Source organism: Microbulbifer sp. ALW1, assembly GCF_009903625.1.
GTDB lineage: Bacteria > Pseudomonadota > Gammaproteobacteria > Pseudomonadales > Cellvibrionaceae > Microbulbifer.
Genome location: NZ_CP047569.1, coordinates 2,671,368 through 2,686,297 on the forward strand (window position 1 = coordinate 2,671,368; position 14,930 = coordinate 2,686,297).

18 protein-coding genes are annotated in these 14,930 nt (G+C 47.6%); 17 read left to right on the forward strand and 1 reads right to left on the reverse strand.

Annotated features, from left to right (window positions below; genetic code table 11):
* Positions 1–17: 17 nt before the first annotated feature.
* Positions 18–383 carry a hypothetical protein gene (locus GRX76_RS11040; RefSeq protein WP_160153356.1) on the forward strand — a complete coding sequence of 122 codons (366 nt, stop codon included), beginning with the start codon at positions 18–20 and terminating at the stop codon, positions 381–383.
* Positions 384–830: 447 nt separating this feature from the next.
* On the opposite strand, the gene GRX76_RS11045 is transcribed toward GRX76_RS11040, so the two are convergent.
* A complete protein-coding gene (locus GRX76_RS11045) occupies positions 831–1,736 on the reverse strand; it encodes a hypothetical protein (RefSeq protein ID WP_160153357.1) in 906 nt (301 codons plus the stop codon).
* Between the two features lie 800 nt (positions 1,737–2,536).
* On the opposite strand from GRX76_RS11045, the gene GRX76_RS11050 reads away from it, so the two are divergent.
* The 16 genes from GRX76_RS11050 (at position 2,537) to GRX76_RS11125 (ending at position 14,924) form a co-directional block, all read left to right on the forward strand.
* Positions 2,537–3,175, forward strand: a complete 639-nt coding sequence (locus tag GRX76_RS11050) for a sigma-70 family RNA polymerase sigma factor (RefSeq protein WP_160153358.1) — start codon at positions 2,537–2,539, stop codon at positions 3,173–3,175.
* Between the two features lie 29 nt (positions 3,176–3,204).
* Positions 3,205–4,347, forward strand: coding sequence for a tetratricopeptide repeat protein (locus GRX76_RS11055; RefSeq protein ID WP_160153359.1), 1,143 nt, complete (start codon positions 3,205–3,207; stop codon positions 4,345–4,347).
* A 17-nt stretch (positions 4,348–4,364) separates the two neighbouring features.
* Positions 4,365–4,607 carry a flagellar biosynthetic protein FliQ gene (locus tag GRX76_RS11060; protein ID WP_236250325.1) on the forward strand — a complete coding sequence of 81 codons (243 nt, stop codon included), beginning with the start codon at positions 4,365–4,367 and terminating at the stop codon, positions 4,605–4,607.
* 2 nt (positions 4,608–4,609) lie between these two features.
* A complete protein-coding gene (locus tag GRX76_RS11065) occupies positions 4,610–5,377 on the forward strand; it encodes a flagellar biosynthetic protein FliR (protein ID WP_160153361.1) in 768 nt (255 codons plus the stop codon).
* On the forward strand, positions 5,378–6,430 hold the full coding sequence (locus tag GRX76_RS11070; RefSeq protein WP_160153362.1) for a flagellar biosynthesis protein FlhB: 1,053 nt from the start codon (positions 5,378–5,380) through the stop codon (positions 6,428–6,430).
* Between the two features lie 20 nt (positions 6,431–6,450).
* Positions 6,451–8,490: a flagellar biosynthesis protein FlhA gene (locus GRX76_RS11075; RefSeq protein ID WP_160153363.1), complete on the forward strand. Its 2,040-nt coding sequence runs from the start codon at positions 6,451–6,453 to the stop codon at positions 8,488–8,490.
* A 1-nt stretch (position 8,491) separates the two neighbouring features.
* Positions 8,492–9,184 carry a hypothetical protein gene (locus tag GRX76_RS11080; protein WP_160153364.1) on the forward strand — a complete coding sequence of 231 codons (693 nt, stop codon included), beginning with the start codon at positions 8,492–8,494 and terminating at the stop codon, positions 9,182–9,184.
* Between the two features lie 2 nt (positions 9,185–9,186).
* A complete protein-coding gene (locus GRX76_RS11085; RefSeq protein ID WP_160153365.1) occupies positions 9,187–9,924 on the forward strand; it encodes a flagellar hook-basal body protein in 738 nt (245 codons plus the stop codon).
* A gap of 161 nt (positions 9,925–10,085) precedes the next feature.
* The gene (locus GRX76_RS11090) at positions 10,086–10,697 is read left to right on the forward strand and encodes a flagella basal body P-ring formation protein FlgA (protein ID WP_160153366.1); all 612 of its coding nucleotides are present in this window, start codon (positions 10,086–10,088) and stop codon (positions 10,695–10,697) included.
* Positions 10,675–11,208 (forward strand): flagellar basal body L-ring protein FlgH, encoded by a 534-nt coding sequence (locus GRX76_RS11095; protein ID WP_160153367.1) that lies wholly within the window; start codon positions 10,675–10,677, stop codon positions 11,206–11,208. The genes GRX76_RS11090 and GRX76_RS11095 overlap by 23 nt, the downstream gene beginning before the upstream one ends.
* Entirely contained in the window at positions 11,178–12,335 is a 1,158-nt protein-coding gene (locus tag GRX76_RS11100; RefSeq protein ID WP_160153368.1) for a flagellar basal body P-ring protein FlgI, read from the forward strand. Before GRX76_RS11095 ends, GRX76_RS11100 begins: the two co-directional genes overlap by 31 nt.
* On the forward strand, positions 12,335–12,688 hold the full coding sequence (locus tag GRX76_RS11105) for a hypothetical protein (protein WP_160153369.1): 354 nt from the start codon (positions 12,335–12,337) through the stop codon (positions 12,686–12,688). Before GRX76_RS11100 ends, GRX76_RS11105 begins: the two co-directional genes overlap by 1 nt.
* The gene (locus GRX76_RS11110; RefSeq protein ID WP_160153370.1) at positions 12,685–13,077 is read left to right on the forward strand and encodes a flagellar basal body rod C-terminal domain-containing protein; all 393 of its coding nucleotides are present in this window, start codon (positions 12,685–12,687) and stop codon (positions 13,075–13,077) included. The genes GRX76_RS11105 and GRX76_RS11110 overlap by 4 nt, the downstream gene beginning before the upstream one ends.
* Before the next feature lie 32 nt (positions 13,078–13,109).
* On the forward strand, positions 13,110–13,367 hold the full coding sequence (gene fliE, locus GRX76_RS11115) for a flagellar hook-basal body complex protein FliE (RefSeq protein WP_201276799.1): 258 nt from the start codon (positions 13,110–13,112) through the stop codon (positions 13,365–13,367).
* A gap of 4 nt (positions 13,368–13,371) precedes the next feature.
* Positions 13,372–14,631 carry a flagellar M-ring protein FliF C-terminal domain-containing protein gene (locus tag GRX76_RS11120; RefSeq protein WP_160153372.1) on the forward strand — a complete coding sequence of 420 codons (1,260 nt, stop codon included), beginning with the start codon at positions 13,372–13,374 and terminating at the stop codon, positions 14,629–14,631.
* On the forward strand, positions 14,628–14,924 hold the full coding sequence (locus GRX76_RS11125; RefSeq protein WP_160153373.1) for a hypothetical protein: 297 nt from the start codon (positions 14,628–14,630) through the stop codon (positions 14,922–14,924). The genes GRX76_RS11120 and GRX76_RS11125 overlap by 4 nt, the downstream gene beginning before the upstream one ends.
* Positions 14,925–14,930 lie beyond the last annotated feature (6 nt).

A 14,930-nucleotide genomic window follows, 5' to 3' on the forward strand; every position in this document is an offset into this window, starting at 1 on the left:
CAATAGGTTTAAACCGGATGAAATTTTTTACTATATTAGTAGCCTTAATGTTGAGTTTGATTTTCGCTGTAGCTTGTAGTCAAAAAAGAGGGGGCGAAGCTGTGAATAAAGATTTTAGAGTTATCGAAGATAATGAACGATATAGCCTCCTTAGAATTCAAGTGGGTGGGGGTATGTCGGCCGATGACAGCGTTTCTATTTCTATTGACTGGAGATCTAGGGGCGACGAGTTTTATCAATCTCCATTGCACTTTTATTGGTCTAGGAATGGCTATAGTTCTGAAAATCTTCGGGTGAGTAAATCTTCTTTTCAGGGGGTGGTGGAGGTTGAAGACCCCGACAATAAAAACTTGATTTACTACTTTAGGGGGGGGAACCATTAGATGAGGCTGAATTGTTATCATTTTGTAATACGGCTGTATCAGCGTATATTAGGGATTGTACGTCCTATATGTTAGTCGATGGAGTCAAAGTTAAATACGAATTCAAAAAGAAACTTATGCCATTAATTGATGAGGTAGAGATTGCTGTAAAAGAGGCGGTAAATGAATATCGAGTTAAAAAAGGCAAGCAGTAAGTAGGTGTTGGAAATTAACTCTGCTTATCTGATGATCTACAATTCTAAGGATGTAAACTTCAGAATAGTTTTAGATCTATTGGGTGAAACTAGTGAGCCATCATATGATACATATTTCGGGGTCGTTCTGTTTAATATGTTTTTTAGTGGCGAATTTCGCAATCATTAAATATTGATGGGATTTCTAGAGTTTTTTATTTAGAATGGTGAGTCTCAGGTAGAGTATCTCTGAGACTCTTGTAGGTTTTAGAGATTATGGAATCTGTGTACAGGTAGCCCCATCGCACAGGCCGATTACACTGAAGTAGTCATCAACTGTCCGAGCGTCTTTTTCTCCCTGCCCATTTTCGACAAGTAGGTAACCTTTAAAATGTAAGGTGTAACCACGCATTGGATAAGGTGTACCACTGTATGAGTAGGTAGGGCTGGTTGAAGCTTGATTGTTGATATTCCAGTTGTAAATCAATCCGGAACCTGTGGAGTTGCTCGCATCCAAGCGGTAGTTCGCGAGGTGTCGATCAGAAAATTTGGTGATTTTGATCAGAGGTGGTGTTGTATTGTCGTTTTCAACGGCAGTCGAAACAATACCTTTCCAGTCGGTAATGCTGGCGGTGCTACTGAATTTCTTCAGCATAGTGTACTGTTCAAAACTGCTGGGGTCCCGTCCCTTTCTATTGTTGTATGCCAGTTTGACATAGTCCGTTAAGGTGTGATCATAAATCACCTGGTTGCTCGGGTCGTCCACGCATTGCCCTGCCATTACTTCGTTAATATGCGCTGTACTTCTTTTTTTTGACTTTAGTTGAGCCTTGTCGTATTGCTCCTGGGCCTCAGAACTATCCCGTAGTTCATCATACGCTAGTTTAACAATTCCTCTACAGGCTACATTTATACTGCATTCATCGTATCCATCTTCTTTAAACTCTTTATCACATTGGTACCTGGTTTTTCCTAGGGTCTGATAGCATCTGTCATGCTTGTTACATTCGCCTTCGAAATCACTTGAAAGCATGTCTTCAAGCCAGTCTGAGACGTTGTTTACGTCTAGGGTGCAGCCATTAACTTCTCTTGGGATTTCTTCGCACAAAGGCGCTGCTAACACGGAGTTGGCCAGGATAGCCGAAAATATAAATGCAAAAAGTAACCTGAAAGTATTCACAAATAATCCTTAAGTTATATTTTTGATGTAATTCGATTGCAGAAAAGCCGTTTTAGCGGCCTAATCCGTAACGAATTCCATTTCATTTTCGTGAAAAAAACGCAATTGTCGAGGTTTTAAGGTGGTATAGATTTGGATATTTTTCCGGTTATTTTCGTAATTGAATACAGAAAAATATTTAGGTGTTGTCAGTAGTGTCAACTGAGTTCCGATGATAATTCTCGAGGATTCTAGGGGTGAACTCATATAGATGGTCGAATAAACATTGTGAGGCTAGTTAGAATATTCAAAATTATTCATCCATTAATTTGTTGCAATCAGGAAATGAAGTTTTCCATGGGGTGGCCTCGTTTCGGTTTAACTGCTATCCCCCGCATGTCATTAAGCGCGGTAGCAATCGTCAGGTTTGTTTAGCGTAAGGAATGAGTGCTGAAGTATTTAATTTTCCATCCATCGTCGTATTTCGGGTGCTTGAGAATGTGCGACATTCACTAAAGCAGTTACATGAACATTTTGGTGGATGACTTGTAACTTCTTTCTCTTTATCAGCATGTATTTTTCGGTCGCTTAGGCTAAGGTGAAGAACGCACAATGTGACTATAATGACTATTGGTTATTATGTAACTTCTCAGTATTTCCGTGTTTCGGTTGCTTATCCAGCGAATTGCATAAGATTTTGTCTCTTTTATCAGTATGTTCGTGAAATTGATCACATTCTTGCGTGAAATCTTTTTGACCTATTTGTCACAATTTGTAGCAGCTGTATTCTCTCTGCCTCGATAAATTGGACGCCATTCCCGGTGGGAGAAAAAGAACAAGAAATTAATCTATGGGAACAGTGGGGGCAGGGTGGAAACAGTGCTTTTCGAGATGCACTTATTTCGCACTACCTGCCCTGGGGGGTATCCGTTGCGTTTTCCTTGATGAAAGCCTTTCCTCCAAATTTAGTTCCCCATGATGATATTCGGCAGATCACTGCAGTCGCTCTGCTGGAATCTATAGAGCGTTTTAGCCCCGACAAGGGTGTGCCATTCGAAGCTTTTGCGCGAAAGCGGGTGCGCGGTGCACTGTTGGACGAGATAACTGCTGCAAATCGTCAGGCATTAAATGCTTCGAATGTTGATCAGTATTCCCGTCCGTTTACCGCGCTGGTAGATCAGCTCGATGTAATGGTTATGGAGATTTTGCTGAACAGCATGAGCGCGGAAGCAGTGCCCATTTACCCAGATTTTACTTGTAGAAGTGAAATGCATGCGGTGTTAACTGATGTGATTACGCGTTTGAGTGGGCGCGAGCAAGAAGTAATTAAGCTCTCGTACTTTCACGATCATAGTAACCGGGAAGTGGCGCGAGCCTTGTGCTTATCAGAAGGGCGGGTCAGTCAAGTTAAAAAAATGGCGCTCGACAAACTGAAGCAACAACTAATAGCAGAGATTTAACCGGTAATCTGCCGAGACGAGACAATTTAGTGATTAATATTGAAAAGCAAGAAGCCCTCCAGAGACTTCGAAAATTCTGGGAGCAGGACCGTGAAAACCCTCTGCTCACGCAGGATTTGCTATCGAAATATTTCGAGACTGGCGCGCTGGACCAAGGGCGAGAATTTATCGATGCTCTGCCCGAAAGTGTCTTGGGCTTCCCTTCGGTTTCTCATTCCGCGGGCATGTTATGTCTTGCGGTGAGTGACTATCGTCAAGCCGAGTTTTGCTTTCGCTGGGCGGATGCGAAAGCACCAGGGCAGCTGGCAATTCAATACAACCTGGCTTACACAATGTTCCAGCAGCACCAGTATGCTGAGGCAGAGACCATTCTCCAGAGCATTGCTGAACCAACAGCGGAAGTACTCGTGCTCAAAGCCCGGGCAGATCACCACTTGGGTAAGTTTGACCACGCGATTGATGCACTCGATGCTGCCATTGCACTAGATGGCGATTTACAAGCAAGTGGACTCTTGGCTCTTGTTTACAATGATTGTGGTAGTCGCGAAAAGGCTATAGAACTTGCAGAAATGGTTCTCGAGCAGGAACCCCACCAATTTGAAGCATTATTGGCTATGGCCGATGCATATACTGCTCTGCAGTCCTACGCAGAGGCATCACGGTGGTGCGATATGGGGTTGACCGAATACCCTAGTGTTGGACGTTTCTGGACGGTTAAAGGGCAATTGCAACTGGTGGATTTCGATTTCAATGAGGCCAGAGCAAGCTTTACAAAAGCCGTAGAGCTAATGCCTGAACACATTGGCACCTGGCACTTATTGGGTTGGAGTGAGGTTCTGCGGGATGATTTGGGCGCGGCGTTACACGCGTTTGAGCGGGCTCTGGAGCTGAACCGGAACTTTGCCGAAAGCCATGGTGGCCTGGCAGTAGTCAATGCGCTTCAGGGTAATTGGGATACTGCGCAACAGGCCAGCAAACGCGCATTGGGACTCGATCACAGCAATTTGTCTGGTCGCTACGCCGAGGCCCTCTGTTTAGAGCATCGGGGACAGGCAGGAGCGGCGGAGCAACTTCGCCAGAAACTGTTTGCAACACCCACGGGGCAAAAGGTGGAAAACAAGCTTCCGGAAATGGTTCAGAAATATCTCGCCAACCGCGGTGAACAATTGTAATGGAACCGGATACGGCCATGCGCCTGATGGCATCGATGCTGGAAGTTGCCGCATGGATGAGCGCTCCGGTGCTGGCTACCGCCCTGATCATCGGTCTTTTGGTTTCGGTATTTCAGGTGGTGACACAAATTCAGGAAATGTCACTCACTTTCGTGCCCAAAATTATTGGTGCGGTGATCGTGCTGATTCTGATGGGTAGCTGGATACTCGCAACATGGATGGAGTTTGCTGAGAAGTCGATTGGGATGGTGGCCGGTTAAACATGCTGCTGGAATCTCTTTCCCGACAATCTTCCCTTGTCGTGCTTGCCATGGTACGCCTGGCGCCGTTGTTATTTGTCGCGTTATCAAATCCAATGTCGCGGGTGCCGGCCAGTGTGCGCCTTGTGCTAACGGCCACCGCGGCCATTGGCTGTGTACAATTGTCGCCGCAACTTCAGGTGCCGCCAAATCTGGGCTTTGCAGAGTTTCTGCGTGCGGCTTCTATTGAGGCATTTATCGGCAGCGCGCTGGCCGCTGGATTTTTTGTCGGGTCTGCGGCATTACTGACACTGACGCGCATGGTGGATATGCAAATGGGCTTTGGCGCCGCTGCAGTACTGGATCCAGCAACCAATAGTTCGGAATCAATTATCGGCACGCTTTATCTCTGGGTGCTATTTGTGCTGACATTTGAACTCGGTTTTCATTACGACATTCTTGGAATACTGCTGTTGTCATTCAAGTTGCTGCCGATGTTTGGTAGTGGTGTTGAATTTGACCTGGGTGCATTTACGGCTTATCTCACACAGCAATTTACCCTGGCGCTGACAATTTTCCTGCCTGTTTCCATGGCGCTGTTGATTTTCGATTTCTGTATTGGCTATCTTGCCAAAAGTATGCCGCAAATGAATGTGTATTTTGTCGGCTTACCACTCAAAATTTTTATTGGCCTTGTGACTTTGGCGATCAGTGTGCGACTGACTGGATCCGGACTTGAACGAATGCTGGACAGCATCCGCGAATTTATGCTGATGGCGGTGGGGCGGTAGATGGCCGAGCAGGATCAGGATAAGAGCGAAGAGGCCTCACCTTTTAAGTTGCGTGAGGCGCGCAAGAAAGGTCAGGTATCAAAAAGTCTGGAGCTGAATGCATTTGCCGTGGTTTCAGTTTGCCTGTTGTCTATTTTGCTGTTTAAAGATCGGCTTGCGAGTGGTACGGAGGCAATGTTTCGAACTATCGTTTCACGTGGCTTTTCGGAGCCAATGGAGCCCGGTGCCCCGGTAAGCTGGATGTCATACGTTTTGTTCAGTTTGTTGAACGTTTTCGGACCGGTGCTGGTGACAATTGTGCTGGCCGCAGTCTTGGTGAATCTGGCGCAGGTGAAGTTCGTGGTTTCCAGTTTCCCGCTAAAGCCGGACTTTCAGCGTCTGAATCCTGCTGCGGGCTTTAAAAAGCTGTTTTCACGTAGAGTTTTGTACGAACTCATCAAGGCTGCGTTGAAGATCGGTTTCTTGTTCGTATTTATTCTGCTGATGGGAATGCCACTGGTTAATTGGCTGGTGAGTGGCGTAACTCTCCAGTTGTCGAGTGTCGGCGGCTGGGCCACGGATATCGTTGTGCAGGTCGTACTAGTGTTTATTCTGATGCTGTTGCCCATTGTGATTGTGGACAAGCTCTACACCCGAAGGGACTTTCTGCGGCAAATGCGTATGAGCCGTAAGGAAGTAAAGGACGAGCATAAGCGGCTGGATGGGAATCCGGAACAAAAGAAGAAGCGCAGGCAGTCGCAGAAAGAACTGCTGGAAAAGTCCAAAGCATTGGCCAATGTGAAGTCTGCCGATTTGGTGGTGGTAAACCCTACCCATTATGCGGTTGCCTTGCGTTTTGAGCGCCACGCAATGATTGCGCCAAAGGTCGTTAGCTTGGGGGCTGGAGCACTTGCGTTGGAGATCAAGCGTCGGGCAAGAATATACGGGAAGCCAATTGTTGCACGGCCAAAGCTGGCACGTCAGTTGTATAGATCAAGTCGGTTAGATCAGCCGGTTTCACCAGATTCGTATCAAGATGTCGCGGAAGTGTATCAGTGGTTTTACCAACGCTAAAATTATCCCGTCAGCTAAACATGCTGAAACAACTTTACCAGGCAAGCTATCAGGATCTTGCTCTGGTCGTTGCAATGATTGGCATTTTGATGGCGCTGTTTGTGCCTGTGCCAGGGATCTTGCTGGATTTTCTTATTATCCTGAACTTCAGTTTCGCGCTGCTGATGCTGCTTATTACATTCTATAGCGATAAGCCGATTAAGTTCTCAACATTCCCGTCGCTACTGCTAATGGCAACTCTATTTCGACTTGCGCTTAATATTGCAGCCACACGCCTGATTCTTGCCGACGCCGAGGCGGGCAAGGTTATTGGTGCGATTGGGGAGTACGTAGTGGGTGGCAACTATGTAATCGGCCTCGTCGTTTTCCTTATTTTAGTGGTAGTGCAATACGTTGTTGTGACTAATGGTGCACAGCGCGTAGCGGAAGTGGCCGCACGTTTTACCTTGGATAGCATGCCCGGCAAGCAGATGAGTATCGATGCTGATCTCAATATGGGACTCATCGACGAAAAAACCGCACGCCAACGCCGGGGTGATATCGAGCGCGAAGCAAATTTTTACGGTGCAATGGATGGCTCGACCAAGTTTGTGAAAGGCGATGCCATTGCGGGCATTATCATTATTTTGATCGATATTATCGGCGGCCTTTCCATTGGCCTAGCGCAACATGGTATGTCCTGGGGGGAGGCACTTGAGACGTTTACGCTCCTCACGGTTGGCGACGGGATTGTTACTCAAATCCCCTCTCTGATCATCGCCGTCGCTACCGGTATTTTGATTACACGCGCCGCGACCGACGCGCGCCTGGGTGAAGAAGTGGTGGCCCAAATCACTGCAAACCCCAAAATATTATCGTTGATTACCATTGTGCTATTACTGGTGACACTTTTGCCTGGCCTCCCTGTGCTACCACCGCTGGTGCTGGCTTTTGTTTTTGGTGCGGCCACTTGGTATTCACTTTCGAGGGAAGACATACAGCCTGCCCAGGAAGAGCAAAACGATTCCGCGGAAGAGGTGGAGCCCGAAAGCTTCGCAGATTTGCTTCGGATGAAGCCAATTGAATTTCAGTATGGAACTGAGATTGCCAAGTACGTAGAAACACAGCGTGATCACCTTGGTGTACTGTTTGAAAATCTGCGTAGACAAATAGCACAGGACCTCGGTTTACTCGTACCTTTAGTTAGTTATGTCCCGTCCAAAAAAATGGCCGGTAATACTTATAGCATCGCTTTTCATGGCTCTCTGGTGGGTAATGGAACTCTCTACGATGGCCAAAAGATGGCCATATCTCCAGGAGGGAGCCTGGACACGCTGAATGGTGTGGATGCGCGGGAACCGGCGTACAAGTTACCAGCCAAATGGATAGATGCAAAACAATACGATCTGGCAAAGCGTGAGGGGTGCACCCTAGTTAACCCCGATACGCTTCTGATTACCCACCTACAGCAAGCAATTAACATGAAAGGGGAAGAACTCCTTACGCGCCAGACCGTGGAAATGATGATCGAACAGGTTCGTGGAGACTTGTCTGGGCTATTGGATGAATTGATTCCCAACAAGCTGCAAATCTCCGATCTGCAATCCATTCTTAAAGAGCTTCTAAGGGAAGGAGTCTCGATTCGCAATCTCTCCAGAATTCTAGAGGCCATTGCCGAGTCCGTTACCAGCAGTGCCAACCGGTATGACATCGTCGAAGTAGTGCGTGCGCGTTTAGGAGCACAAATTATTGAGAAAATTGCTTCCGGTCGCGAGACTCTTGAAGTGATATCAATCGCCCCTGACCTTGAAAACACGTTGGTGGCTTCAATTCGCAAGGATGATCGGGGAGGTGTTTTGGTACCAGACCCATCAATTCTCGATCGATTGATGTCAAGTATCGTGGAGGTAAGCGATGCAGTGATTTCTCGAGGGCAAGAGCCCGTGGTCGTGTGCAGTGTCCGACTGCGCCGCCCGCTATTTGAATTCTGCCGCCGTATGTTGCCGGCACTGAAAGTCCTGTCTACCGCAGAAATTGTCAGTGATATCAAAATAAACTCTAACCAAATGATCCGGGTGTAGCATGAGTGCAGGTTACGAATATAGCCTCAAGGCTATACAAGGAAACATTCAGCAAGTTGAGCTTCTCAGTCAGAATGTCGCCAATATCGGTACCCCGGGCTACATACCAATTGGAGCCGAGATTGCACCAATCGAGTTTCAAGCTGATTCTGTCACTGAACCGGTAACCCATGTACGTACACAAGATGTTTCTATTAAGCCCACGGGCTCGGAAAGAGATCTCGCCGTACTCGGCGATGGCTATTTGTGGTTGGAGTCGCGCGATGGTGGTGTGTCACTCGCGAAGAGCGCGACATTGGTTGTGAATCCTGATGGGCTGTTGACGAATGCTTTCGGTTTGCCAGTTCTTGATGAGAATGGTTCGAAGATCGTCATACAGTCAGACTTTGAAATTACGCGAGTCGGAATTCGTACGCAAGACGGCTCATATGAGGCGACCATTGGACTTGTGTCGATTAACGGTCATCTGTCCGATGAAATGATAGATGGCGCCTATCGTATTGAAGCGAGAGGTCGTGTTGGAACTGCTGAAGGTGCCTCTATCCTTAGGGGGCATGTAGTAGTCCCAAATCTTAATAGTGCATCAGAAATGATCAGCATGATGCAAAGAACCAAGCATGTTGAATCTGTACAGCGTGCTTTGATGACAATTGACAGTATTTACGACACTGGCATTAACCAAATTGGAAAATAGTTGTGGATGCACTTTATATCGCTCAAACAGGGTTGAATGCCCAGGCTGAACAGTTGGATGTTATTTCAAACAACATTTCCAACATGAATACTCGTGGTTACAAAAAAGCAGGGGTCGAGTTCGCGGCAGTGCTTCAAGCTGCCGGTGAATCTGGATTGGCGCTAAGTGGTGTTGCGGTCGAGGGCGTTCACAATGATCTTAGTCAGGGTGCGATGCAGGTCACAAACAATCAGTGGGATGTCGCGATCCAAGGCAACGGGTTCTTTCAGGTCGCCCTGGAAAGCGGCAAACAAGCATATGTACGTAGCACCAGATTATCGGTGGATGCCGATGGCTATCTGAAAACGTCTTCCGGCGAGAAACTTGCCGATTTTGTGAATGTACCTTACGGCGTGGAAAGTGTGTCTATCTCACCGACAGGTGAAGTGATTGGCAAGTTAGACGGGGCCGAGACTGTGCTGCTTGGTGAGATTCAACTTTACAGCGTGATGGATACGGCAAAGATGTCTCAAGGCGAGGGCGGACTCTTCTACGTCGAAGAGGGCGTCGAAGTAACTTCTGGTTCTCCAGGGGAATCCGGTTTGGGACTGGTACGACAGGGCTACGTGGAAGGTAGTAATGTTGAGCTTACTCAAGAAATGGTTCAGTTGATTATGGCACAGCGTGGTTACCAGCTTAATGCAAAGATTGTCCAGATCGGTGATCAGATTATGGAAACGGTAAATAACCTGCGGCGATGACTATTAGGGCAATCTTCTGCTTACTCGCGTTTCTTCTAGTGCGTCCAATATGCGCACAGGAGGACGTATCGGCTGTTGTCAGTGGAGCGGGTAACACGGCGGCGACTACGTCTTGTACAGGTGAATTTTGTCCTGTCACTGCAGTAGCGAGCGGTTACCTGATGCAGCGAGCGGTATCACAGGGATGCACCATTCGGATCACGCCCTTGAAAGGATACGGAAAAGCGGATATCGAGCTCAGTGATTTGAAACTTGCTTCAGATATAGAGCAGCCATGTCGCCCGGGAATCCGAAAGGTAGAAGTTTCGGGTGTCGATAGGCGAAGTAAGCGGGTTCGAAAGGCCTTTTGGGTAAATGTTGAGCTGTTTTCTCCCGTTCTGGTCGCAAATAAGACTTACTGGAAAGGTAGATCGATCCCGGGGTACAAAACCAATGTTGAGAAACGTTGGGTGGATTTCGAAGCTGTATTTCGAAATCCGGAAAGAAACTATCTCGCCAAGAAAAAGATAAGACGTGGCGAGATATTAACGAGTGAAAACACGTTGCAGAAGAAAACGATTGCGGCTGGAGATGAGCTGATTCTTCGGTCAGCGTCCGGCGGGATTGTCGTGAATTTGGAGTCTGTAGCCATCTCTGATGCGGATGTTGGCGATACGCTTCAAGTGGTTACGCTACACAATAACCAGTTAAATTGCGGGAAATTGCATAATCATGAGGTTGCTATTCGTTGTACTGCTCTTCGTGGCAGCCATGTCGACGACTGCCGTTGCTGAAGATTTGGTAAACCCTGATCTGTACCAGGGTATCGCTGCAGACAAGCGTGCGTATCAGATTGGAGATACGGTAACAGTCTATATCGCCGAGAGTGCCGCTGCCGAAAGCTCGGCGTTTACGGACCGGGAGAGAGATCTCGACTTTAACGGGTCAGCATATGATTCGGTCTCTGATCACCAAGTGGGTATTGGCTTCGATTCTCAGTCCCGCGGAGCGGCAGTTACCTCCCGCCGTGGCGCACTGAAAGGTCAGCTCACTGCCCGTGTGATTGGCTATAGCGACGTTGGTCACCTAATCGTTAAGGGAGAGCAAGTAATTGTGATTAACGGTGAGGCACAGTCATTGTTCATATTTGGCACCCTGCGTCCGGAAGATATATCTCGGGATAATACGATCTACTCAACGCGGCTGATGGATGCCCACATCGAATTAGTTGGCGACGGCGTAGTAGGTGGTGCGCAACGTGCAGGTGCAATTACATGGGTGCTGAGATGGTTGGGGCTAAATTAATGCGTTGTTTCATGCGACTGATGTGTGTGATTGCCGCTTGTATTTCCGTGTCGGCCGCTGCAATAACAATCGAAGAGGTGACGCGCATCGAAGGTATTCGAGATAACCAGTTGGTAGGTTATGGGCTGGTTGTCGGCCTCGCAGGAACCGGGGATTCTGCGAGAAATCGCGCAACGATACAAAGCGTTTCAAATACTCTCAGGGAGTTCGGCGTTAATACTGATCGGTTCAATTCTGCCTCGCGGAATGTCGCTGCAGTAATCGTAACGGCTACGTTACCGCCGTTCGCTTCGCGTGGAGATCGCATTGATGTTCAGGTTTCGTCGCTGGGCGATGCCCGTTCTCTGGCCGGCGGCACCCTCTTTATGACACCACTTGAAGGCCCGGATAGCCGGATGCATGCGCTAGCTCAGGGCCCAGTAGTGACTGGTGGTTACAACTACTCCAAATTCGATACTAGCTTGCAAAAGAATCACCCGACGGTAGGACGGGTGACAAAAGGAGCGATTGTAGAGCGAAATTTTAATTCAGAATTTATTGGTGAGGACGGAGGCGTTGTTCTTATTTTGAATGAACCGAACTTCAAAATGGCGAGTGATATCGCAAGTGCCATTACAGATCGCGTATCCGGTGCTTTTGCAGAGCCGATCAATCCAGGGAAAGTCCTTGTGTCGCCATCGGATGCTAAGGGCAGTTCTCCTTTCGATGTGATCACGCGCGCGCTAGCGTTAGACATTGACATGATTGAAAGGAATCGCATAGTCATTAACGAAAAAACAGGCACGATCGTAGCTGGTGGCGACATAGAGATCGGTGAGGCGACGATTTCCCATGAAAATATTCATGTAGCGATTACCACTGTGTATGACGTAAGTCAGCCATATTCTGTCGGTCTTTTCGCAGGACGTCGGTCGAGAACCGGAGATATTCGCACAGAGGTTGTCCCGAGCACTGATATTACTGTATCAGCAGAGGAACACGCGCCTGTGACGATGCGCAAAGGCACAAAGGTTGATGAGCTCTTGAAGCATCTCTCGAGTATTGGAGTTCAAACCCGAGACATCATTAGCATCCTGCAGGCACTGAAAAGCGCGGGTGCGATTCAAGCAGAAATAGTGGTGGAATAATGAATGTAGATTCGATGTCGGCATTGGTTGGGTCAGCGCTTGACTACTACGCTCAAGCGCAAGATGTAAATAGCAGAAACTTCAGTACTGTTGGAACCGGTAGAGGATTTGAGGTTGCTGTAGATTTCAATGAAATCTTAACCGAGCATTTAGAGGCTGGAGGAAACTACCAGACGTTCTGGCCTAAGGTGACTCTGTTGGTCGATGCAAATGTCACAGTAAATACGCGTGAAGTAACGCTTCCAGATGTTGTGCTTTCGAGCGAGCGATTTTCCGGTAGTTACAAAAATATTGGCACCGTCTACAACCAGATGGTCGAGTTGTATCAGGCTGCGCTGGGGAAAGGTAAGTGAGTACGACGACAGCGGTTGATGAACTGGCGCGTTCGATGCGGAGAGATCTTGCATCGGTAGAGCTATCTACCTTTCTTGTCGCGAATGCGGAGAGGATGCTTCCTTCGGAGACAGAAAAGGTATATGTCGGCTATGCGTACGGCTCCGACCGCCTTTCTTTCAGTGATCAACTTGATTCACTAATGAGTGCAGTTGAAGTACCCACGAAAAAAGTATACCTACCCGACTCCAGCTCCGCAGATGCTGCGGGATACGTGGTGATGGTGGATGTTGATGTTGCGAAAGAATTTGTGGATATGAGCCTAATTAAGCGCCGTTATGAGGCTGCGATCAAAGTTTATAACTCAATTTCCAGTATGAAAGCTACTGCGCGTGAGATAGGGCGATGAGTATAGAGAGTATTCGACCACTACATACTGTAATGAATGAAATTATCGGCGGTGATCTACAAACAAATGCGCTGCCTGATACGTCAAATTTCACAGAGTTTCTTGACAATATTTCTCAGGAAGCCGGCCGAGTTGAGGGGCTCGTCGAAGATTTTGTTCGGGGTAGTGATGTCGAGCTACATACGGTCATGATTGAGATGCAGAACATGAAGCTCAAGCTACAGGCAGTCACTGAGCTAAGAAATAAGGTGGTTGAAGCCTACCAAGAAGTAATGAGAATGCAGGTGTAACCCTATGAATTCGAAATTCGCACTGTCAGTAGCGATTGCTGTGTTGACGATATTTGCTGGCTCGATGACATATGTACTTTGGAAGGGTGATCACATCGTTGTAGATAGCCTCGCAGACGGACAGAAGCAAGAAGCGCTAAAAAACTATCTCGCAACACGTGGAATAAGCTATAGCGTGAATGATTCGGGGCAGATTATGGTCTCCTCAGACAAGATTGAGGACGTCAGACGTTCTGTTGGCGCTGCTGGCGCACTGAGTCACCAGAGGGTGGGCTTTGAGATCTTTCAGGATGATAGCTATGGTGCGACAGAGTTCGCACAAAAAATATCCTATCAGCGCGCACTACAAGGAGAGCTTGAGAAAACGATTGTTTCGCTAAAGGGAGTACTCGACGCTCGGGTGCATCTGGCGATACCGACCAAGACGCGGATATTTCGAAAAACAGAGGAAGTGGCTGCATCTGTTGTCGTATCACTTGCCGATGAAGGTAGTTTGGCCAGTATTGAGCCGGCTGTCCGAAGTATCATCATTGGCGCAGTTCCGGACATCGCGGCAGAAAGCGTTTCAGTAATTCAGGACAGTGGGAGCCGTTTAGGTAGAGTTGGCGGGCTGGCTGGGGTTGATTCCATTTTGGCGCAGGAGAGGTTACGGGAGTCTGATATTGCCGAGTCAGTATCGAAGATGCTGTTAACTTGGTTCAATCCTGCCGATTTCAGTGTCAGCGTATCGGTCACCATGACCAAGGATAGGAAGACCATTGAATCTACAGCTCCTGTCGCCTCCTCTTCCGTTGTTCGTGCAAAAAAAATGACATCGGGCGAGGATGGTGAAGCTGTAGAAGATATCAGCTATGAGTATGGAACTAAATCTGAAAATATTGAGGTTCCTGCCGGCCAGATCGTCAAGATTGGCATGGGTGTGGCTATTAACACCGATATCAGCGAGCCCCAGATTGCTGCAATCAGAGAATTGATTTCTAGTGCAATTGGGCTGGATGAGCAACGTGGCGATAGCCTAACCGTGATCCGACTGAATGTTTCAGAAAACGTAAGTAGTTTGGGCGCGCCGTTAGTATCTTCAGAGATTGCCGTTTCAAAAAGTGGGCCATTGGCTTACGGCTCGAAGATATTACTGCTTTGGCAAGTAGCAATTTCAGCAGGTGTGGTACTTATGCTGGTGGCAAATCGATTGCACAGAAGGCGACAGAGAAAGCGGGTTGTAAGGAAAGTGGAGTCCTGGTTGACAGGAGAAGTCGTACAGTGAATGCAAAGTTAACCGCAATTGCACTGGCAAGCTTACCGAGCGCTGCGCAGAAGAAGTCAATATCAGAACTCCCTGATAATCAGGTCGTATCAGTTAAGCGTGCGCTCGAGGATCTTAATGAAACCGTCAGTGCACGTGAATTCAAATACTTAACGAGTCGTGATCTGAAAGGGTTGATTTCTAGATTCTCTGATCTTCCAGGTGAAGAAATCAAGCGAAGCCGTGCTATACAGGAGCTCAATATTGGTGAGCAAATGAAGCACTATCTTCTCAAGCAACTCAATTTAGGCTAGAGAATG

Bases quoted from the DNA above. Each gene is read 5' to 3' on its own strand.
- GRX76_RS11120 (WP_160153372.1), top strand. From the start codon at position 13,372: ATGAATTCGAAATTCGCACTGTCAGTAGCGATTGCTGTGTTGACGATA.
- GRX76_RS11105 (WP_160153369.1), top strand. From the start codon at position 12,335: ATGAATGTAGATTCGATGTCGGCATTGGTTGGGTCAGCGCTTGACTAC.
- GRX76_RS11080 (WP_160153364.1), top strand. From the start codon at position 8,492: ATGAGTGCAGGTTACGAATATAGCCTCAAGGCTATACAAGGAAACATT.
- GRX76_RS11090 (WP_160153366.1), top strand. From the start codon at position 10,086: ATGCAGCGAGCGGTATCACAGGGATGCACCATTCGGATCACGCCCTTG.
- GRX76_RS11040 (WP_160153356.1), top strand. From the start codon at position 18: ATGAAATTTTTTACTATATTAGTAGCCTTAATGTTGAGTTTGATTTTC.
- GRX76_RS11075 (WP_160153363.1), top strand. From the start codon at position 6,451: ATGCTGAAACAACTTTACCAGGCAAGCTATCAGGATCTTGCTCTGGTC.
- GRX76_RS11065 (WP_160153361.1), top strand. From the start codon at position 4,610: ATGCTGCTGGAATCTCTTTCCCGACAATCTTCCCTTGTCGTGCTTGCC.
- GRX76_RS11060 (WP_236250325.1), top strand. From the start codon at position 4,365: ATGCGCCTGATGGCATCGATGCTGGAAGTTGCCGCATGGATGAGCGCT.
- GRX76_RS11100 (WP_160153368.1), top strand. From the start codon at position 11,178: ATGGGTGCTGAGATGGTTGGGGCTAAATTAATGCGTTGTTTCATGCGA.
- GRX76_RS11095 (WP_160153367.1), top strand. From the start codon at position 10,675: ATGTCGACGACTGCCGTTGCTGAAGATTTGGTAAACCCTGATCTGTAC.
- fliE (WP_201276799.1), top strand. From the start codon at position 13,110: ATGAATGAAATTATCGGCGGTGATCTACAAACAAATGCGCTGCCTGAT.
- GRX76_RS11070 (WP_160153362.1), top strand. From the start codon at position 5,378: ATGGCCGAGCAGGATCAGGATAAGAGCGAAGAGGCCTCACCTTTTAAG.